The following is a 20,476-nucleotide window of genomic DNA, read 5'->3' on the forward strand; positions in this document are numbered from 1 at the left end:
ATAGTGAAAAGGCGTTTACTAATTTCTCTTCTTTGTTTATTTGCCATTCCACTCGGCCTGTTTGCTCAATTAAAGCAAGCTAATGAGTATTATAAAACGTATGGTTACGCCAAAGCTATTCCAAAGTATGAGCGTATTGAAGAGAAAACAAAACACCATAAAAAAGAAGTAGCTGAAAAATTGGCCAACAGTTACCGCATGACCAATAATTACGAAAGTGCGGAAGAAAAATACAATAAGTTGGTTGCCATGAATAATATCAACCCTGTAAATCATTTGTATTATGGCGAAATCCTTAAAAGCAATCATAAATCCAATGAAGCAAAGGACCAATACACAGTTTATTCACAAAAAGTACCAAAAGATGAGCGGGCACAAAAAGAAATGAATTCCTTAATCATGACACGCTTGTGGACTGTGAAACCGCAAACTTTTGTGGTGTATAATGCCGCAGCATTGAACACTGAAATTTCAGATTTTTGTCCGGTTCCCTTTCGCGATGGGTTGGTTTTTGTTTCGGAACGAAGGAAGGATTTTGTAAACGACAATACCTTTGGATGGACTAATAAGCCCTATGTTTCGATTTATTTCTCACAAATAAAGAACAAGGATGGAGTGCCATTTTATAAAACGCCTGAACTTATTTCGAGTAAAATAAATACCGACTTTCACAATGGTCCTGTTTCTTTTAATCCTGCTCAAAATGTAATGTACTTTACACGCATCGATAATGTGTATGACCCCAAAACTAAGGCAAAAGTAAACCGCCCGAAAATATATTTTTCGAAATTGGAAAAGGAAAAATGGACCGAACCTCAATCCTTTTTTCTGAATTGTGAAAATTGCTCTTTTATGCATCCCAGCGTATCTGCAGATGGCCAATACTTGTTTTTTTCGAGCGATATGCCCGGCGGTTTTGGTGGGATGGATTTGTACATGTGCAAGCGAGAAGGAAATACCTGGAGCAATTTTAAAAATTTAGGCGGCCAAGTAAATACTCCGGGAAACGAAATATTTCCGTATGCCTCAGAAGATGGAACCCTGTATTTTTCAAGCGATGGACAAATAGGATTTGGAGGATTGGATATTTTTTCGACCCGTCAAATTAATAAAAAATGGACTTCCGTTTCCAACATGCAAATGCCCATCAATTCGCCGAAAGACGATTTTGGTATGGTGTTCACTGTTTCCAATAAAAAGGGTTATATATCTAGCAATAGAGAGGGAGGTAAAGGCGATGATGATATTTATGAGTTTCGCTCAAAAGTAAGTGAAGAAAAAATTACAAGCCTATGGGGTAAAATTATGCTCAATCAATTGGACCCGGCTGCTAATGCAAAACTAAAACTAATAAATACTAGGGGAGAAGTGGTAGATACCACTACCACCGATGCCTATGGCGGATTTGTTTTTCAACATTTAAACCCCGACGAGAATTATGTGGTGGAATTTGTAAATGATGACGATAACTTAAATCTTCTTACAAAAACATCGGAAGCTTACGGAAGATTAATTTACAATGATGGTAGCCCCGCTGCGAATGCAAAAATTATTGTTAAAAACAAGGAACAAGAAGTAGTACAGGAAATGTCGGCCGATGCGCATGGTTACTTTGATTTTCAAACCCTCGAAGCCGATCAAATTGGAATGACCGAAATGGATGCAACCGATGTATTATTCTCCGTGCGAAAGTCAGTAAGCCTTATCGGAAAAGTGCAAGTGGGCGAAAATTTTAAAGAAGCCGTGCAAGGGCTCGAGGTAATTCTTGCTGATGCCGAAGGTAACACAATGAACAGAGCTGTTACCAATGAAAATGGAATGTTTCGTTTTGAAAATCTACCAAAGGATGTAAATTTTGTGTTGCTCATTGATGAAACCAATCCGCTCATTTCATTGCAGGCACAAAATCGCGTATATGGTAAAATCTTGGTAAACGGTAAGGACAATGAACCAGTTGTAGGAAGCAACATAAGTATGGGTGGTGTTCGGGGAGCAGTACTAAAATCAATGAAAACAGATACAGAAGGCTATTTTAGATTTGACAATGCCTCCTATGATTTTAATAAACTCTCTGCATTTAATCCCGAAAAAAGCAATTACAAAACAAGCGTTAAGGAAGGTATGTTTATTGAAAGTTTGTATTATGATTTAGGTAAGTACGAGCTTCGTGCTGAAGCCTCTGCAGAGTTGGATAAGGTTGTAGCATTGCTTAAAAGTTATCCTTCCATTTTAATTGAATTGAATTCTCATACAGATTCGAGAGCAGATGCAAATTTTAACCTCCAGCTATCGCAGAAACGAGCTGATGTTGCGGTTGCTTATATTGTTTCAAAAGGAGGCGATGCAGAACGTATCATTGGACAAGGTTTTGGAGAAACCGATTTAACCAATCGTTGTAAAGATTTTGTGCCGTGTAGTGAGGAGGAGCACCGTCAAAATCGCCGCACCGAAATTCGGGTAACCCGCCAAAGAGCACAGCTGTAAGCTACTTTCCGCAGTTACATCCGCCCGAAAAAAAGATTTCAGTATTTGGTAGTAATCGCTTAATTTCCTGTTGTGCCGGCTCGTTAATATTTATAACACGCATATCGAGGCGTTTTAAGTTTTTGAGCTGACTGATGCTTTCCGGAAATTGATCAATTTCATTACTCCACAAATCTAAGTTCTCCAAGCTTTCCAAATTTCCTATTTCTTTTGGCAAGGTCTCAATTTCATTTTGATTAAGGATGAGCACCCGGAGTTTTTTTAGGAAGCCTAACGTATAGGGAACAGAAGTAAGTCTGTTTTTGGAGGCAATTAATGTTTCGAGCTGCTCAAGTTTGCCAATGCCTGCCGGTATTTCTTGTAATTTATTTTTGGAAATATCGAGCCATCGTAAATTGGAAAAAGTGAAAACGGTATCCGGAAGGATATGTTTTGGAAGCTTATGCAATTGTAGCTTATACACATTTTGAGGCTGTACCAAGGCCTCTTCCAAACTGGTAAAAAGTCGAGCTGTATCAAGCTCTGATTGCGCAAAGAGCAGCTGTGAGAAAAGAATAAAAAATACAGGTATAAAGATTTTTTTTTTCATGGTATCTCAACTCCATATTACCAACTACCTCCGGCACCACCACCGCCAAAGCCACCGCCACCAAATCCGCCAAAACCACCTCCGCCGCTTCCGCCACCAAATCCGCCACCAAACCCACTGCTTCTTCCGCCACCGCGCATAACATTACTTAAAATGCTTCCGGCAACATAAGTCGACATTAAACCCCCGCCTCCGCCACCACGGCCGCCAAATAATCGAACTAGAACGAAGAGAATAATAAATACAATTATAATAGTTGCTATTGGGGAACGCTTTTTGTGTTTTTGTGGAAGCGCATCAGCCTTAAATTTTCCGGTTAAATACCCTATCATTTCGGTAGTTCCCGCATCTAAACCCTGGTAAAAATTTCCACTTTTAAATTCAGGATTTATGGTGTTGTCCACAATTCGGTTGCAAATGGCATCGGGTAAAAATTCTTCAACTCCGTAACCTGTTGCAATAAAGGTTTTGCGCTCTTCCTTGGCAACAACAAGCAGCACACCGTTATTCGCACCTTTTTGGCCAATGCCCCATTTTTTGCCCAATTGAAAAGCGAAATCGGCAATATCGTATCCGTCTAATGTGGCAACAATTACAATACTTATTTGTGTAGAGGTGCTGTCGTTAAAAGCAACTAATTTTTGCTCTAATTGCTGTACTTCGTCCCCGCTTAAAAAACCACCAAAATCATTTACTAAATGAGGCGGATTAGGGGCTTCTGGAATTCCAGCGATGGAAGTGTTGGAAAATGTAAAAAGAATGAACCCCAAAAACAAGTAAACAATTTTCTTTACCATGTTACTTGCCATAAGAAATATCGTTGCTCAATTCGTTGCTGTCGTTTTTTTGGTAGGGGAAATAATGCAGCAATTGCTCACCGGCACTCTCAATGCCTTTCATGGCACCGGAAAAAAAATTCCCTTTCTTAAACTCTGCTTGCATAATGTCTTTGGTGCTTTGCCAAAAATGGTCTCCTACCTTTTCGTTAATTCCTGAATCCCCAATGATGGCAAATTTTTTGGAGCTTGTAGCAATGTAAATCAAGACCCCGTTTTTTTCAGCGGTACGATCCATTTCCAGCAATTCAAAGATTTTTTTTGCACGCGAAATAGCACTAAACCAACAACGTGATTCTACATGTAGTTTTATTTCTCCAGAAGTTCGAAGCTCAGCTTTGGAAATTGCTTCAATAATGGCTTGCTCCTCTTCCGACGAAAAAAATGAGTTCATGTAGTATGCAAATTGGTTAGCATTTCGGACTATCCGAAAATGCGGGTGTTAAAATTTAACATCAGGAGCTTTGTCAGATCCGGCTTGGGCCTGAAAATATCCCTTTACCTGAAAGCCGTAAAACCCGGCTAACAAATTATTGGGGAACTTACGTACATAAGTGTTGTAGTTTTGCACGATCTCATTAAAATCTCTGCGCGCCACACCAATGCGGTTTTCCATGCCTTCATATTGCGCCTGAAAATCGCTGAAATTTTGAGTTGCTTTTAATTGAGGATATTGCTCTGCAACTACTAACAAACGCGATAAGGACGAAGAAAGTCCATCTTGTGCTTTTTGAAATTCAGCAACTTTTTCAGGTGTTAAATTAGTAGGATCAATCTTCACACTGGTAGCTTGCGCACGTGCTTGGATTACTGCCTCTAAAGTAGATTTTTCAAAATTGGCGGCACCTTTTACAGTTTCTACCAATACTTTTGTTTTATCGGCACGCAACTGATATGCATTTTCAACTTGCGCCCATGCGCCATTTATTGGCTCATTCATGCCCACTAAGGTATTATAAGTTCCGGCAAAAAAGCGGTAAATAATAAATACTACCACCAGAATTATTCCGATAACAATGTAACTCTTTTTCATTTTTAGAAATTAATTTGTGTGTTTTTAATATTAGAATCGGGTACAAAAGTAGCAAAAATCAACACTACTTGTGGTTAATTCGATTGTGAAGAATTGCCAAAAATTCGCCGGCTTTTTGTGTGCCAATGATGTACTTGAGGCCTTCCTTGTCCGTAAGTTCTAGCGCCTCGTTGCCAAAAGTGTAAAATTTTATTTTGCCTTTGCGGTGCAAATTGTACTCCGGAACATTAAAATAATAGGAACTATAAGGTATTTTTTTTGCATCAACAATGCTATCTAAATCTATTTTTACCTTGCGTGAGGTCCAAATGCCATCGAGTGTAATGCTGTTTTCACTCACAATGGTTTTGATGTGCAACACAAAAAACAGTCCTATCGAAATAATCAAGATAATCATCCCCAATAAAAAAAATAAGGACCCCGAATTAGGAATATCCTGCACCGGATAAGAACCGATTCGAACACCCGATACATCTACCGGCTTTGGATTTTCGCTCCAGTAATAAGCAACAAAACAAAATAGGGCCAAAATCCCCCTTCTTAAAAAGGAGTATTTGTTATATCCCATATATTGTTTTTCAACAAATAAATTCGATTCTGTCATTGTTGTTTTTCAAAGTACTCAAAAGCTACAATTCTTTTTGTTTCCGGACCAATTTTAAATCGATCATCCAAGCGGTGATTCACTACCCAAACGATTTTATTTTCAGAACAAATTAACCACACCTTCTCTTTTTCAAAAATAGAAAGTTTGTTATCAATAAAAAAATCACTGAGCTTTTTGCTTCCTTTCATTCCCAAGGGGTAAAAGGTATCGCCCTTTCTCCATTTTCGAATTTCGAGCGGAAAGTGGAGTTTGGCGGCATCTACTTGAGCGCAGTTTTTTTGTTTAGAGAAGCTGAATCCGCTCGACATTTTTAACTGCAACAACTGCAATCGAAAGGGTTGTATGAGAGAAGTGCTACTATTGGGAATAAAAAAATGTTCCTTTTTGCTTTTTTTTTCAAGTTTGCTAATAAGTATATAGTATCGGTCAATTAGCAAGCGATGCGTGGTGGAATAGAATAGTTTTCCGGGGTCACTGTCAAGGCAAGATTCAATATCAGCACACATGGAAGCTGTGAACTTAAAAGGTTTAAAAAATTCATACAAGTAAAGCGATCGAGGTTTGAGTTTTTTTAATTCTGATATGGAAAAGCGTATCTCCCGCTCCGTTAATTCTTCTATTCTTTTTCGTTCAGCAGCTATAGTTAAATTAAAAATAGTTTCAGCTTGTGCAATTTTGTTGGCCGAATCGAAAAAACTTTGTTCATAAAGCGGGTTAATTTTTTCTAATTCGGGAAGCACGTGATGCCTAATTTTATTGCGCAAATAATCGTCACTCGCATTGCTGCTATCTTCACGAAATGTGAGCTTGTTTTGAGCGGCGTAGCTTTTTATTTCATTCCTATTTGCAAAGAGTAGCGGGCGAATAATTTTACCATTCTTAGCCGAAATCCCATGTAGGCCGGCAATACCTGTACCGCGCATTAAATTAATAAGCATGGTTTCTACCACATCGGTTTGATGATGTGCGGTTGCAATCCAATCTAATCCACATTCTTTTCGCAGTTTTTCAAACCATTCATAACGCAATTCTCGTGCTGCCATTTGAGTAGAAATACCCATTTTTTCAGCAAACGCAGGGGTATTGAATTTTTGGGTATAACACACTATCTTGTTGCTTAAACACAATTGCTTTACAAATTTTTCATCCTCATCTGATTCTGCCCCCCTCATTCCAAAATTACAATGCGCCACTGTTAATCGTATCTTTAGTTTTAGCAATAAATCAAAAAGCACAATAGAATCAATACCTCCACTGAGTGTAAGTAAAATAAGATCCTTTTTACTAAAAAGCTTTTTTTGATAAATAAAATTCAGAAATTGTTTTTGCATCCCTTTAACAAAACTAAGAAAATTGACTGCTTATACTGTGGGACAAAGTAAAATTATCCGTTTTCTATCGCTAAAAATTGCCTTCGCAACACGAATGCTGAGATAAGACATGTACCGTACCTTCCCTTTTTTTGCAATCTACTAACTTCCACCATTCAAAACTTGAAACATGGCCTCCGCTTTTAATAAACATTCTTCGTATTCCTTCTCTGCAATAGAGTTGGAAGTAATGGCGCTACCAACCATAAATGAAACATATTGCTTTTCTGAATTGTAAAGAATACTTCGAATCACTACATTAAAATCAAAATTCCCATGCGGAGAAATATATCCTACAGCCCCGGAGTAAAGCCCTCTTTTGGTAGATTCAAATGTTTCAATTAATTGCATGGCGCGCACTTTGGGGGCACCCGTCATGCTACCCATGGGGAAAGCATTATTAAGCGCCTCAACAAAATGAATTTCCGGCTTTAGCCCACAACTGATGGTGGAGATTAATTGATGCACCTGCTTAAAAGTGTATACTCCAAATAGTTCATCCACCTGCACAGTTCCACGTTGTGCACTTCGCGATAAATCATTCCTTACTAAATCCACAATCATCACATTTTCGCTTTGTTCTTTTGGGTCATTTGCCAATTCTACTTTTAAAGCTGCATCTTCTGCTTTGTTTGTGCCTCTTTTTCGGGTGCCTTTAATGGGTTGTGAAATTAGTTTTGTGCCTTCTTTTTTTAAAAACCGTTCCGGACTAGCGCACATTAAGTTGTATTGATTGTTTTTATAAAAGCAGGAAAAAGGTGTTTGCGAAAGCGCATTTAAGGATTCGTATACCGTCAATGGAAGTAAGCGTGCTTGAGTTGCAAAAAACTCTACACAATAATTCATTTCATAAATATCACCTCGTTGAATGTGCTTTTTAATTTCCAAAACGGTTTGCAAATAGTGTTCGCGACTCACCTTTGCATGAATGCTTAGCTGCTTATTTTCTTTGACTTGTAAATCCGAAGGGAAGTTTTTTATTTCTTCAATTAATTTAGCGATTTTCGCTTTCGTGTCCAATTCATCCAAATAATGTACATGTAAACAGTCCCCTTTCAAGCTAAAAACATAGCGGGCTTGAAAAAAATGAAGCTCAGGAAAACCAAGATTGTCAACATTATTAGAGCTTAGCAATTCGGTTTCGTTTTTTAAGTCGTAGCTCAAATAACCAAAGAGCCAATCTCTTTTAGTTTCGTAAAATTGCTTGAGCGTAGTAAAGGCAGCACCTGAATTAACGCAAATTTCTGCAACAGCGTCAACCCCAAGCAAAATATCGTAGTTAATTTTTTGATTTTTTTGACCTGAGGGTTGAGCAGCGGTGTTACTATTCAAATAACAAATCACATTAAATTGATTCGACCAATTCAACAACTGGGCTGAGAAGCGAAAAGGTTTTTCAATATTGAATTCTAAGGTGCTGCGCATTATAATGCTTTGTGCGAAGCTACATATAAAGCTTTAATTTTTTGGAAAAGCGAGTGTAGCTAATTTCATTTCATAGCTGATGGGATTTTTTTAAATTTGACTTCAGGTGTATTTTTTTATTTAGCGCATTGTATCTAGTAAATTGATAAATACACGGATTGATATAAATTTAGCTGATTTTAATTCGAACTATAAATGGCATCAAATCATGGCAATTAAAAAGGCTAAAATCCTAAAGGATGGAGACCCTTGTGTGGTTATTCGCGGAACTCATGTGGGTAAATCGGGCATCGTACGCGATATCCATACAAGTAAAACAGGACACATTACGATAACCGTGGAACAAAAAAGCGGCCTTCGATTTAAAACCTTAGGTAGGAATGTAGAAATACCCTAATCGGTTTAGTCCAAAAAGTGCACAATGCACGCGCCATAAAGCAACTGTGGTTGCAATCATTTTCTCTTATTTTTAGTTAATAAAAACTTCTCCACAGCTCATTTTTAATTCTAAAAATTTGCTGTAGGTTTGAGAAAAAATTCAATGAACAAAGTTTTCCTGATTTTAGGCGGAAATATAGGTAAGCGCGATGAAGTAATGTTTCATGCTATGCGCAAGATTGACCGCCAAATTGGTAAGATTGTGCTGCAATCGGGTATTTATGAAACGGCTGCTTGGGGTTACGAAAATCAAAATCCGTTTTACAATTGTGTATTGGCAATCGAAACCGATAAATCAGCTCGAGAAGTGCTCGAAAAGGTTTTATCCATCGAAAATCAAATTGGTCGTGTGCGCAGCGAAGCCAAATGGCAGGAGCGCCTCATCGATATCGACATTCTGTTTTACAACAATCTGATTTTGGACGAAGGCGATTTAAAAATTCCCCATCCCTTGCTTCACAAGCGAAAGTTTACCCTGTTGCCACTGCAGGAAATTGCTCCTGAATTAGTTCATCCAATTTTACATAAAACTATTTCCGAACTCCTGAGCGCTTGCGAAGATAAATTGGAAGCAAAAAAAGTAATGGAAGCAAAATTATTTATGGATTTTATATCCAACTAGCTTTTTAAAGAGGATTGAATAATGAAAATCACTAGCTCAACTTATTCCTTCAAAAAAAAAAAAATTAAATCTGCGTTAAACCGCAACATCCGCCTTACCCGCGTTCTATAAAAAACTATGCGTTACGATTTTATTGCAATTGAAGGAAATATTGGTGCCGGAAAAACTTCGTTGGCAAGTAAAATCTCCGAGCAATTTGGTGCCAAACTTATTCTTGAACAATTTGAGGAAAACCTGTTTCTAAGCAAGTTTTACGATAATCCCGATAAATACGCCTTTACTGTTGAGCTTTCTTTTTTAGCCGAACGCTATCAGCAATTAACTAACCATCTCAGCAACCGCGATTTATTTGCCAGTTTTACCATTTCGGATTACTTTTTTAATAAGTGTTTAATTTTTGCAAAAGCGAATTTAAAAGAGGATGAGTTTGGACTGTATAACAAACTGTTTAGCATTATTCACGCACAATTGCCTAAACCCGATTTATTGGTGTATTTGTATTTAGACATCGATAGATTAAAAACGAATATCAAAAAGCGTGGGCGTGATTTTGAACAAAACATTGCGCCTCAATACCTTGAGAAGGTGCAGCAAAACTATTTCGATTATATTCGTCAACAACAACAACAGCGGATATTAATTATTGATGTAAACAATATTGATTTTGTGGCCAATACTAAGGATTATGAAGCTGTTTTGGCAGCCATTCAGAAGGACTATCCGCTTGGAATTAACCGATTAATTCTATAATGTGCCAATTTTAATAGGCTTTGATGCACTTATTAACAAATCGACAAACTATTCAGCTGTGGATATTTCCCGTTCATTTAAAGATAATTCCCGTTCATTCGTCCCGCAAAAAAAGTTTTTCATATTCAGAATATAACAATTACTTTCGCAGCATATTTTTGTTAACACTAAACTCAATTCTAATTAATTCACAATCAAAATGAAAAAAAATCTACTTAAAGGATTTTCACTGGTTGCGGCAGCATCTGTGGTTCTGGTAGGATGTAAAAGCACCGATTGGTCAAAGGTTACCTACACCGTAACTCCAAGTCCATTGGAAATGCATGGCGACAGCGTTGCTATTACTGTGAAAGGACATATACCTGAAAAAGCGTATGGTCCAAAAAACACAGTTGTGCTCATGCCAACTATTAAATGGAATGGTGGCGAAAAAGCATTGAAAACCATCACCTTTGATGGCGAAAAAGTGAAGGAAGGAACAGGAGTTAAAGTGGTTCGCGATAAGGGTTACGACTTTACTATAACCGATAAAGTTGCTTACGAAGATGGTATGAAAGTGGCTGAGTTAGGTGGTAAAGCTGTTATCTCAAAAAAATCAAAATCTAAAGATTTCCCGCTTCCTAAAATGGCAGATGGAACAATCATCACTCCACGCTTAGTTATGAGCGATGAGAAACCAATAATGGGAAAAGATAATTTCCAAAAAAATATTCCGGTTTCTAAAGAAGCTGATCTTAACTTTGCAATGAGCCAATCAGATATTCGCGCTGCTGAATTGAAGCAGGACGATATGAAGGGCGTTGATGATTTCTTTGTTAACGGTATGGCTAAAGGCTTCGATTTTAAAGGAATTGCTATTTCAGCATACGCATCACCGGATGGAGAGCAAGATAAAAATGCAAATCTTGCAAGCGACCGTGCCAATACAACTGCTAAGTTTTTTATGGCCCAAATGAAAAAGAAAAAGGCTACTATCGGATTAGATGAGGCCTTTTATACTAAAACATCTACTCCTGAAGATTGGGCTGGTTTTCAAACCTTAATGCAAGCTTCTAATGTTCCGGATAAGGACATGATCTTACGTATACTTTCTACCTATTCTGATTTAGATAAAAGAGAGCAAGAAATTAAAAATATATCTAAAGCATATACCGAAATTGCAGAAGAAATTTTGCCGCAATTGCGTCGTGCCAAAATCACCGTAAATGCAAATATGTTAGGGAAATCAGATGAGGTGTTAACTCAAATGTCGGCTGCTACACCGGATTCTTTAAGCATTGAAGAATTGTTGTATGCTGCAACCCTGAGCAACGATTTAACAGCTAAGATGAACATCTTCACTAACGCAGCCCGCATTTATCCAAACGATTGGAGAGGACACAATAATATGGGTTATGTGTATGTAATGCAAAATAAAATGAGCGATGCCGAAACGGCTTTCAATAAGGCCGCTGCTGCCTCCGCAAACAACCCGGTGGTTGAAAATAATCTTGGAATTATTTCAATTAAAAAGGGTGACCGTAATGGGGCTGAAACACATTATGCTGCTGCATCAAGTGCAGGGCCTGAAGCAAGCTATAACATGGGTGCTATCAACATTATGAAAGGTAAATATTCAGCTGCAGTTAGCAATTATGGAAGCGAAAACACCTTTAATGCTGCCCTTGCCAAATTATTAAATGGCGACAATGCAGGCGCAATGAGCGCATTGGAAGCAAGTAAGGACAATACAAGCGGAATGGGTTATTACCTGAAAGCGATTATCAGTTCACGAAAAAATGATGCATCGGCAACCGTTAGCAATTTAAAAAGTGCTTTCGAAAAAGATGCTTCTTTGAAAGCGAAAGCTGCTGAAGACAGAGAGTTTCTTAAATTTAAAGACAATGCTGATTTCAAAGCTGCCGTAATGTAATCGATTAAGTAATCAAAATAAAAGCCCTGCTCCATGAATTTGAAGCAGGGCTTTTTTGTTAATATGCCTGTTGGAATACATTTTGAAGGGGAGATTTGCTGGAGTAGAAATTTTATAGATTTGTAACTTAAAACCCAATAAAATGAAAATGAATCAACTCCGCATTTTTGGAATTTTAATGTTAGGCTTCGCTTTATTTTCAACGCATGCTTTTGCACAAAAGGACAATGCGGTTAGCAAGGATCGAAGAAATGATTCGCTCATGTTAAATCCCAAATATTATTTATTGTTGGATGGTATGATTTATCAATCGGCAGTGAGTGAAAAAGGGAAACAAAAGGCATTAGATTCGGTAGTAGTGCGTATCTTAAATGAAACCGATTTTACGATGGCAACACGTTATTCAAAAAAGGGTAGATGTGCTGTTAAACTTCCTTTGGGGAAAAAGTACACCATTGAATTTTCAAAAAGAGGTTTTGTCTCAAAAATAATCGAAGTAAATGCCATTGTTCCTCGCTACGATACTTTTGTGAGTGTATTTCCATTTGATATTGATTTGTTTCAGGAAGTAAATGGGTTAGATGTAGCCGTGTTGAGTGAACCTATCGCCAAAATCACCTTTAATAATTTTAATAAAACCTTTGATTACGATTATAACTACACCGTAAAGATTAACAACAACATAAAAAAATTGTATTCGGAGTACTATCGTTTGCAAAAGCAAATGAATAGTAAGTAAATTCGACTACAGTGAAAACCCAATTTAAAACTCTGCGTTTTTAGGTGTTCTTGGAAAAGGAATAACATCTCGAATGTTACTCATACCGGTTACAAATAAAATTAATCGTTCAAAACCTAGTCCAAATCCGCTATGTGGGGCGGTTCCAAATTTTCGGGTTTCTAAATACCACCAAATATCTTTTTCGGGAATGCCCATTTCACGCACGCGTGCAAGTAGCTTATCGTAATTCTCTTCGCGTTGCGAACCACCAACAATTTCACCAATTCCCGGAAATAAAACATCCATGGCACGAACAGTTTTGCCATCGGCATCCTGTTTCATGTAAAAGGCTTTAATGTGTTTAGGATAGTTGGTTAGAATAACCGGTTTTTTAAAATGTTTTTCAACTAGATAACGTTCGTGCTCGGATTGTAAATCAGTTCCCCAATCAACCGGGTATTCAAATTTATTTCCTGAGTTTTTAAGAATTTCTATAGCCGCAGTATAGGTAAGTCTTTCGAATGGAGCGGAACTAACTGATTTTAAACGTTCAATTAAATTCGCATCATACATTTTTGTAAGAAATTCCAAATCGTCCATACAGTGTTCGAGGCAATATTGAATGAGGTATTTTAGAAAATCCTCCACCAAATTCATGTTGTCTTCGAGCTCATAAAAAGCCATTTCGGGTTCAATCATCCAAAACTCAGCCAAGTGACGAGCGGTATTTGAATTCTCAGCTCTAAATGTTGGGCCAAAAGTGTAAATCAGCGAAAGTGCTAAAGCTCCCAGTTCTCCTTCCAATTGTCCGGAAACAGTAAGGTTGGTTTCTTTCCCGAAAAAATCTTCTGCATAATTTATACTACCATCCTCATTTTTGGGAGGATTTTTTAAGTCAAAATTGGTAACATGAAACATTTCACCTGCTCCTTCAGCATCTGAGCCCGTAATGATTGGAGTATGAAGGTAAAAGAAGCCTTTGGTGTTGAAATAATTATGGATGGCAAATGCCATGTGATGACGTATGCGCAAAACAGCACCAAATGTATTTGTGCGGGGTCTTAAGTGGGCAATCTCACGCAAAAACTCTAAGGTATGACCCTTCTTTTGCAAAGGATATGTTTCTGCATCTGCAGTTCCATATACTTCAATTTTGTTGGCTTGAATTTCTACACTTTGCCCTTGACCTTGTGATTGTACTAATAATCCGCTAATGCTAACACATGAGCCGGTTGTTATCAGCTTTAACGTTTCTTCGTCAAATGCAGCAACATCTGCCACAGCTTGAATAGTATGAATCGTTGAACCGTCGTTAACCGCAATAAATGCTACATTTTTATTTCCACGCTTGGTTCTTACCCAGCCTTTTACAGTTACTTCTTTTTGGTACTCGCTTGATTTTAATAAATCACAAATCTTAGTTCGAATCATTGTTTTGTTGTAAAAAATGGAGTGCAAAAATAATAAATAAAACAAGGGCTGAGATATTAAACCCCAGCCCTTGTTATTGGTAAAGAATAACTACCTAGTGAAGTACAATTTTTTTGGTGCTGATATTTTTGTCAGAAATAAACTGCACAAAATAAATTCCTTTAGTATAACTTGATAAATCTAATTTATGCGCATAAACGCCTTTGAATTTCTCGCTTGTTTGGGCGTAGATTTCACGACCTTCCATATTCATAATCCGCACCTGTAATGATTTTGCTTCATCTGAGCGATATTCAATACTTACAATTCCATTACTTGGATTTGGATAAATTTTTATGTTTTTATCGTTCTGAAGTTCTTTTCCTGTGGAGATAGCTGCTACCAGGGTTATATAGTAATCTTCTGTTTCGCCACTACCATAAGTGCTACATGCATCAATTGCTAAATTTTGATTTCCTGCTTTACGTGATCGGATGCGCATTCCGGTTAGGCCTAAAGTTACCGTATCAGGAATTACCAAAGGAATAGTTGTTGTTACAGCAGAGTCGGTCGCGGCAGAAATTTGAATCCATTCCTTGGCATCAAATGTGCCACTTTGATCGTAATCCACCCATACGGATAAATTACAAGAACCTGCAGTTTTTACAAAAATATCGTAATAATTACCTTGTCCTAAAGTGGAGGTGGTATTTCCATTGGCTGGATATTTTGAAAATGCAAAACCAGAATTGGCAGCACAACCTGAGTTAGAATTGTTTAGAGTAGTTCCACCAATGGCAACTGAATCAATATAATAATTGATGTCACAATTACCATTAATTATAGAGTTGCAATAGCTGCAATCCGACAAAGGTTTTTTATCTACAAAAATAGAAGTAGAAGCAATACTATCGGTTCCGGCACTGCAAGCAACAATACAACGGTAGTATGTTGGGAAATTTTCGGAACCATTATAAAACTGATTGGTTGCTCCTGCAATGTTATTCCAAACACTATTGTTGGATGAAGATTGCCATTGGAAAGAATAGCCTGTATCCGGTAGAAGTGAAGGTAGCGATAATGCAAAAATATCTTCCGAACAAACACTTGGAACGCTGCTGGCAGTTGGTCCTACCGTAAATGGAATAGAACAAGGATTATCATTTAAGATATTAATTAAATAATCCTCAGTTTCTCCATTAAAATAAGAACCACAAGGATCCGGAATATTAGTTCCTTGTTCGATTACTAATCTCATTTTTGTTACTCCGGTTAAGGCAGTGCTTGGTATATTTATGGAATCAATTACCAAATTGTTTAGTACACCATTTGGAGTTTGACCACCGAATACAATTTCACTCGAAGGATCAAAAATTCCATCGTGGTCATAATCAATAAATGCTGCCATTCTGCAAGCGGTTGAGCCTGCACTATTGATTTGAGAAACTTTAATTGTATAATAAATGTTTTTAGTAAAATTATATGCACCCAAGTAAGAGAAATCAGTATAAGTGTTTATAGCCAGCGGGTTATTTGAAATCGGTACTGCTACACCATTGTTGATTTGACCAATAGTAAGATTTCCTATATCCGCACCTTGATCACTTGTTGCAAAGGAGGTACAATAGCAATCCACAAAACTATTAAGGGATACAAATAATGAAGCTGAGGTGCTTGAAACAGCAGTGCAAAAAACATTGCATCGGTAATACGTACTTACTGTTTGTGAGGTTTGATAATACAATGTTGTCGCTCCAGATATACTAGTCCAGTTTACATTATCTGTTGATGATTCCCATTGGTAGCTTAATCCTGAGGCTAAGGCACTTCCCATCAAACTTAAGTTAAAATTAATATTTGGGCATACTGTTGAATCCGAAGCCATTGCAGTTCCTGCAGCAGGTGGTGCAACACAAGGCGGCGCAGGAATAATATCAACTAAATAGTCCTCTGTTTCACCATATCCATATCCACCACATGGGGATTGTGTGATGCTACCATTTTCACGCAGTACCGCACGTAATGTAGTAACTCCCGCTAAGGAAGTCAAAGGAATAGTAACGTTTCCGGCAAGTAAATTACCTCCTTGTCCGGCAACAGTTTGACCATCGAAAATTAATTCGTTGTTAATGTCAAAAATTCCATCGTGATTATAGTCGATGTAAACGGTTAAGTAGCAGCTATAAAAGGTTGCTGAACTATTTATTTGAGTCATGGAAATAGGGTAGCTCAAACCTTGTAACAGAATAGTGGGTGGTAGAGATGAAAAATCAGTATATGTATTAACAGATGTAGCATTGCTCAGCGCCGGAGAGCCCACACCGTTATTTAAGGAACCCAATGTAAAATTTCCGATATCATCATCTACTGTGCTGTTTGCTGCAGATGTACAATAACAAGCCACAAAACTATTAGTAGTTACGTAAACCGAACTAGAAGAGTCTGAAACGCCCGTACAAAAAATTAAACACCGGTAATAGCTATTGCTGGTTTGAGACGTGGTGTAATTTATTGAAGTAGCTCCGGCAATATCAGTAAAATTGACATTGTTGGAAGAAATTTGCCATTGGTAAGTTAATCCGGCAGCAATTGTACTTCCTGATAAATTAAGGTTAAAGTTAATACCAGGGCAAATATTAGTTACGGATGAAAGAGCTGTTCCAGCAGTAGGAGGAGCAACACAAGGAACAGCTGGTTGAATATCTATGGTATAGTCTTCTGTTTCACCCCAAGTGTAAGTTCCGCAGGGAGATGGTGTTGTTGTTCCTTCAACAAGTACTACACGCATAAGTGTATTGCCACTTAAAGCTGTTGATGGAATTGTAACACTTCCCGTTACGGTATTTCCACCGGCAGCGGCATTTGTATTGCCGCTAAATACAGCTTCTGTTTGCGGGTCAAATACACCATTTTGATCGTAGTCGATAAACACCACAACCGAACAAGCATAGAAGCCATTTAAATTAATTTGGGTGATTGAAAGGGGATAGGAAATTGTTTTTAAAAATGTTTGTGTCGGTAAATTACTAAAATTCGTATAGGTATTTATTGATGTTGGATTTAAAGTAGCCGGACTAGCAACTCCATTATTTATGGAGCCAAGAGTTACGTTACCAATATCGTCATCACCTGTGCTGGTTGCAGCTGATGTACAATAACAATTCACAAAGGAATTTACATTTACTAACACATTGGTTGATGTGTCTGAAACACCACTGCACGTAACTACACAACGGTAGTAGGTATTAGTGTTTAGAGTGGTAGAGTAATTAATGGAAGTAGCCCCGCTTATATTTGTAAAATTGCTGGTAGTTGCTGAACTTTGCCATTGATAAGTTAATCCGGAAGCAATTGTGCTGCCTGTTAAATTTAAATTAAAAGGAATTGCGGGGCACACATTTGCTGTAGAAGCAACCGCAGTTCCAGCAGTTGGTGGCGCTACACATAGCACTGCAGCTTGAATATTAACCAAATAATCTTCTGTTTCACCGTAGCCATAACTCCCGCAAGATGGCTGTCCAACATTGCCTGCTTCTTGTAACAATACACGCATGCGTGTTATACCCGGAGTGGAGGCTACCGGGATAGTAACGGTTCCCGATAAGATATTTCCACCAACAGCTGAATTGGTTTCGCCATCAAAAATAAGTTCATTGGTGATATCAAAAACGCCATCGTGATTGTAATCGATGTATACGGTTAAATAACAAGCATAAAAATTTCCTGAACTATTAATTTGAGTTACTTCTATAGGATAGCTTAAGCCTTGTAACAATACAGTGGGAGGCAATGAGGTAAAATCAGTGTAGGTATTTACTGAAGTAGAATTGTTAAGGGCAGGTGTTCCAACTCCATTATTTAATCCGGCAAACGTAACATTTCCAATATCGTCATCAACTGTATTGGTTGGAAAAGAAGTGCAATAGCAATTTACAAATGAATTTGTTGTTACCAGCACAACACTAGAGGTATCAGCTTGACCGGCGCAAGTTACAATACAATGATAATAAGTATTGTTCATTTGGGTAGCAGTATAAAAATTGGCAACAGCACCTGAAATAGCTGTCCAAACAATACTATCAGGCGATAATTCCCATTGATAGGTTAGTCCAGCAGCCTGAGTGCTGCCGGTTAATGTTAGATTAAAAGGAACATTTGGGCAAACAGCACTACCGGCGGTTGCAGTGCCGGCAACAGGGGTTCCGGTGCAAGGTGGCGCTGCAATGATATGGATGGTATAATCTTCGGTTTCTCCCGACCCAAAGTTTGAACAAGCATCTGTTGCTCCATTCGTATTGTTAACTCCACGGCTTCTGATGCGGAGACCGGTTGTTCCAACTAAAGCAGAGAAAGGTATTGTTACTTGAACGGTTGTAGTTCCACCAGCCACTGAAGTGGTGCACACTTGCGTCCATTCTGAAGCATCGAATGTAAAATCTTGATTGTAATCCAACCAAACAGAAATAATATTATTTGCACCTGTAGTGATGCTTAAGGTATAGGTAACTCCCTGCATTAAATTTGCTGTGGTATTTGCACTATCTGGAAATACGGTTAAAGTATTCGTAAATGTACCTGTACAAGTATCATTAGGGTTGACCAATGTTGTTCCAATAATTTCAACACCTGTAATTTGATCTACACCACAACCTGCACCACCCAAACCGGTATTGCAGTATTGGGCTTTGGTTTGTAAGGATGTCAATAAAAGTAAGATAAGCAAAAAGCTGCAATTGAATTTTTTATAAATGCTTGTGTATAAATTTTTCATACCATTTAGGGTTAAGATATTTTGGAGCGTAATAATAGTAAAAAAACTATAAAAAAGCCCCTACTCTTCGATAAAAAGCAGGAAAATTTTGGAAGGAAAATTTGTGGTGGAGAAAATGGTGGTTTTAGGCAATTATATCAAACGAATTATCCAATCCGGCATAGCTCCCATCAAAAGCATCAATAAAAGCGAAATAACTAGCAATAATTGATGTGAACCAGAGAGAGAAAGTGCTGCAGCGTTTTTAGCGGGCTTAAAATACATGGCAATTAGTATCTTAAAATAGTAGTAAACACCTACCAATGAGGCAAATACAGCTACAAGGACAAGCCAAATATGGTGTGCTTCTAAAGCGGAGGTAAACAAGTAATATTTTCCAAAAAATCCAGCCATAGGTGGAATTCCGGCAAGTGAGAGTAATGCAACTGCCATTACCAAAGCTGCAAACGGATTTCGTTTAGAAAGACCATTAAAACTTTCGATTGCATCACCTGCACCTTGCATTACATTATAAAGCACAGTAAAAGAGGCAATTGTAGCAACTGAATACGCTGCAGTATAATATAAAATGTTAGAACCGGAATGCGCGGATAGCGAAACAATAGCTAGCAACATATAACCAGCATGTGCAACACTTGAAAATGCTAACATACGTTTGGTACTTTCTTGAAAAACGGCAGTAATGTTTCCCACAATTAAAGTAAGAATGCACATCACAGATACAATATCTGTCCATGTTCCTGCCACTCCCATGAAGCAGGTCGCAAACAAACGGAAGAAAGCGGCAAACGCGGCCGTTTTCACAATAGTTGCCATAAAAGCGGTAACAACTGTTGGGGAACCCTGATATACATCAGGTGCCCAAAAGTGAAAAGGTGCTGCTGAAACTTTAAATGCCATTCCAACCAACATTAATAAAACGCCTGCATAAAAGAAGGTTGGCAAATGTCCTTGGTTTTCGGAAATATAGTAAGCAATGGCACTTAAATGAAAAGAACCGCTTGCACCATAAATAAGTGCAATTCCAAAAAGCAAAAAACCTGTGGCAAAAGAACCCATTAAGAAATACTTAAGTGCAGCTTCGTTGCTGAGTAAATCATTCTTTTTACTTCCGGCCATCACATACAAGGAAAGTGATAATATTTCTATACCTAAAAAGAGCATGGCCATATTGTTGTAACTTACCATACAAACTGCACCAACCAATGAAAACAAAACTAAAGCAAAATGATCGGTAACATTCGTTTCTTCGGTAAAATAGCTTTGAGACATTACAAACCAGAGCAACGCCACTACACAAATCAATACGGTAAAAGTGATGGCAAAATTGTCGAATAACATCATGTTGGAATAGTAATGAATATTTGTATTCCAATCTTTCACAGCAGCAGCAATTGTAACAAGAAGCCCAATTAGTACAACCGGATACAAGCGCTTTTTTAAATTAAAAATCTCCGCAAGCAGTGCCAAGACACCTAATCCGGAAAGAAGTAACAATGATTTCATAT

The 20,476-nt window shown here is 37.9% G+C and carries 16 protein-coding genes; 6 read left to right on the forward strand and 10 right to left on the reverse strand.

The window, feature by feature from the left end; all coding sequences use genetic code 11:
- Positions 1–3: 3 nt before the first annotated feature.
- Positions 4–2,484 (forward strand): OmpA family protein, encoded by a 2,481-nt coding sequence (locus tag IPP32_04550; protein MBL0047353.1) that lies wholly within the window; start codon positions 4–6, stop codon positions 2,482–2,484.
- 1 nt (position 2,485) lies between these two features.
- Here the strand turns inward: IPP32_04550 and IPP32_04555 are convergent, their stop codons facing one another.
- From IPP32_04555 to IPP32_04585, 7 genes are all read right to left on the reverse strand, one after another.
- Positions 2,486–3,073, reverse strand: a complete 588-nt coding sequence (locus IPP32_04555; protein MBL0047354.1) for a hypothetical protein — start codon at positions 3,071–3,073, stop codon at positions 2,486–2,488.
- A 17-nt stretch (positions 3,074–3,090) separates the two neighbouring features.
- On the reverse strand, positions 3,091–3,870 hold the full coding sequence (locus IPP32_04560; protein MBL0047355.1) for a TPM domain-containing protein: 780 nt from the start codon (positions 3,868–3,870) through the stop codon (positions 3,091–3,093).
- A gap of 1 nt (position 3,871) precedes the next feature.
- The gene (locus IPP32_04565; protein MBL0047356.1) at positions 3,872–4,303 is read right to left on the reverse strand and encodes a TPM domain-containing protein; all 432 of its coding nucleotides are present in this window, start codon (positions 4,301–4,303) and stop codon (positions 3,872–3,874) included.
- 48 nt (positions 4,304–4,351) lie between these two features.
- Positions 4,352–4,942, reverse strand: a complete 591-nt coding sequence (locus IPP32_04570; GenBank protein MBL0047357.1) for a LemA family protein — start codon at positions 4,940–4,942, stop codon at positions 4,352–4,354.
- Positions 4,943–5,006: 64 nt separating this feature from the next.
- The gene (locus IPP32_04575) at positions 5,007–5,510 is read right to left on the reverse strand and encodes a hypothetical protein (GenBank protein MBL0047358.1); all 504 of its coding nucleotides are present in this window, start codon (positions 5,508–5,510) and stop codon (positions 5,007–5,009) included.
- A 32-nt stretch (positions 5,511–5,542) separates the two neighbouring features.
- Positions 5,543–6,880 carry a tRNA lysidine(34) synthetase TilS gene (gene tilS, locus IPP32_04580; GenBank protein MBL0047359.1) on the reverse strand — a complete coding sequence of 446 codons (1,338 nt, stop codon included), beginning with the start codon at positions 6,878–6,880 and terminating at the stop codon, positions 5,543–5,545.
- Positions 6,881–7,021: 141 nt separating this feature from the next.
- Complete coding sequence (locus IPP32_04585; GenBank protein ID MBL0047360.1) at positions 7,022–8,344, reverse strand: anthranilate synthase component I family protein; 1,323 nt, start codon at positions 8,342–8,344, stop codon at positions 7,022–7,024.
- Positions 8,345–8,552: 208 nt separating this feature from the next.
- Here IPP32_04585 and IPP32_04590 point away from each other — a divergent pair, with 208 nt between their 5' ends.
- The 5 genes from IPP32_04590 (at position 8,553) to IPP32_04610 (ending at position 12,805) form a co-directional block, all read left to right on the forward strand.
- The gene (locus IPP32_04590) at positions 8,553–8,741 is read left to right on the forward strand and encodes an RNA-binding protein (protein MBL0047361.1); all 189 of its coding nucleotides are present in this window, start codon (positions 8,553–8,555) and stop codon (positions 8,739–8,741) included.
- 144 nt (positions 8,742–8,885) lie between these two features.
- Positions 8,886–9,404 carry a 2-amino-4-hydroxy-6-hydroxymethyldihydropteridine diphosphokinase gene (gene folK / locus IPP32_04595; GenBank protein ID MBL0047362.1) on the forward strand — a complete coding sequence of 173 codons (519 nt, stop codon included), beginning with the start codon at positions 8,886–8,888 and terminating at the stop codon, positions 9,402–9,404.
- 117 nt (positions 9,405–9,521) lie between these two features.
- Positions 9,522–10,154 (forward strand): deoxynucleoside kinase, encoded by a 633-nt coding sequence (locus tag IPP32_04600; protein ID MBL0047363.1) that lies wholly within the window; start codon positions 9,522–9,524, stop codon positions 10,152–10,154.
- A 199-nt stretch (positions 10,155–10,353) separates the two neighbouring features.
- Positions 10,354–12,066, forward strand: a complete 1,713-nt coding sequence (locus IPP32_04605; GenBank protein ID MBL0047364.1) for a hypothetical protein — start codon at positions 10,354–10,356, stop codon at positions 12,064–12,066.
- A 142-nt stretch (positions 12,067–12,208) separates the two neighbouring features.
- A complete protein-coding gene (locus IPP32_04610; protein ID MBL0047365.1) occupies positions 12,209–12,805 on the forward strand; it encodes a hypothetical protein in 597 nt (198 codons plus the stop codon).
- Between the two features lie 24 nt (positions 12,806–12,829).
- Here IPP32_04610 and asnS read toward each other — a convergent pair whose 3' ends face one another.
- The 3 genes from asnS to IPP32_04625 form a co-directional block, all read right to left on the reverse strand.
- The gene (gene asnS, locus IPP32_04615) at positions 12,830–14,218 is read right to left on the reverse strand and encodes an asparagine--tRNA ligase (protein ID MBL0047366.1); all 1,389 of its coding nucleotides are present in this window, start codon (positions 14,216–14,218) and stop codon (positions 12,830–12,832) included.
- Positions 14,219–14,312: 94 nt separating this feature from the next.
- Complete coding sequence (locus IPP32_04620) at positions 14,313–18,968, reverse strand: T9SS type A sorting domain-containing protein (GenBank protein ID MBL0047367.1); 4,656 nt, start codon at positions 18,966–18,968, stop codon at positions 14,313–14,315.
- A 132-nt stretch (positions 18,969–19,100) separates the two neighbouring features.
- Positions 19,101–20,474, reverse strand: a complete 1,374-nt coding sequence (locus IPP32_04625) for an NADH-quinone oxidoreductase subunit N (GenBank protein ID MBL0047368.1) — start codon at positions 20,472–20,474, stop codon at positions 19,101–19,103.
- Positions 20,475–20,476 lie beyond the last annotated feature (2 nt).

This window comes from Bacteroidota bacterium, from assembly GCA_016721765.1.
Taxonomy (GTDB): Bacteria; Bacteroidota; Bacteroidia; order UBA4408; family UBA4408; genus UBA4408.

What these genes read in the sequence shown, in the direction of transcription:
- IPP32_04555 (MBL0047354.1), bottom strand. Translation starts at nt 3,073, where the DNA reads ATGAAAAAAAAAATCTTTATACCTGTATTTTTTATTCTTTTCTCACAG.
- IPP32_04560 (MBL0047355.1), bottom strand. Translation starts at nt 3,870, where the DNA reads ATGGTAAAGAAAATTGTTTACTTGTTTTTGGGGTTCATTCTTTTTACA.
- IPP32_04565 (MBL0047356.1), bottom strand. Translation starts at nt 4,303, where the DNA reads ATGAACTCATTTTTTTCGTCGGAAGAGGAGCAAGCCATTATTGAAGCA.
- IPP32_04570 (MBL0047357.1), bottom strand. Translation starts at nt 4,942, where the DNA reads ATGAAAAAGAGTTACATTGTTATCGGAATAATTCTGGTGGTAGTATTT.
- IPP32_04575 (MBL0047358.1), bottom strand. Translation starts at nt 5,510, where the DNA reads ATGGGATATAACAAATACTCCTTTTTAAGAAGGGGGATTTTGGCCCTA.
- tilS (MBL0047359.1), bottom strand. Translation starts at nt 6,880, where the DNA reads ATGCAAAAACAATTTCTGAATTTTATTTATCAAAAAAAGCTTTTTAGT.
- IPP32_04585 (MBL0047360.1), bottom strand. Translation starts at nt 8,344, where the DNA reads ATGCGCAGCACCTTAGAATTCAATATTGAAAAACCTTTTCGCTTCTCA.
- IPP32_04590 (MBL0047361.1), top strand. Translation starts at nt 8,553, where the DNA reads ATGGCAATTAAAAAGGCTAAAATCCTAAAGGATGGAGACCCTTGTGTG.
- folK (MBL0047362.1), top strand. Translation starts at nt 8,886, where the DNA reads ATGAACAAAGTTTTCCTGATTTTAGGCGGAAATATAGGTAAGCGCGAT.
- IPP32_04600 (MBL0047363.1), top strand. Translation starts at nt 9,522, where the DNA reads ATGCGTTACGATTTTATTGCAATTGAAGGAAATATTGGTGCCGGAAAA.
- IPP32_04605 (MBL0047364.1), top strand. Translation starts at nt 10,354, where the DNA reads ATGAAAAAAAATCTACTTAAAGGATTTTCACTGGTTGCGGCAGCATCT.
- IPP32_04610 (MBL0047365.1), top strand. Translation starts at nt 12,209, where the DNA reads ATGAAAATGAATCAACTCCGCATTTTTGGAATTTTAATGTTAGGCTTC.
- asnS (MBL0047366.1), bottom strand. Translation starts at nt 14,218, where the DNA reads ATGATTCGAACTAAGATTTGTGATTTATTAAAATCAAGCGAGTACCAA.
- IPP32_04620 (MBL0047367.1), bottom strand. Translation starts at nt 18,968, where the DNA reads ATGAAAAATTTATACACAAGCATTTATAAAAAATTCAATTGCAGCTTT.
- IPP32_04625 (MBL0047368.1), bottom strand. Translation starts at nt 20,474, where the DNA reads ATGAAATCATTGTTACTTCTTTCCGGATTAGGTGTCTTGGCACTGCTT.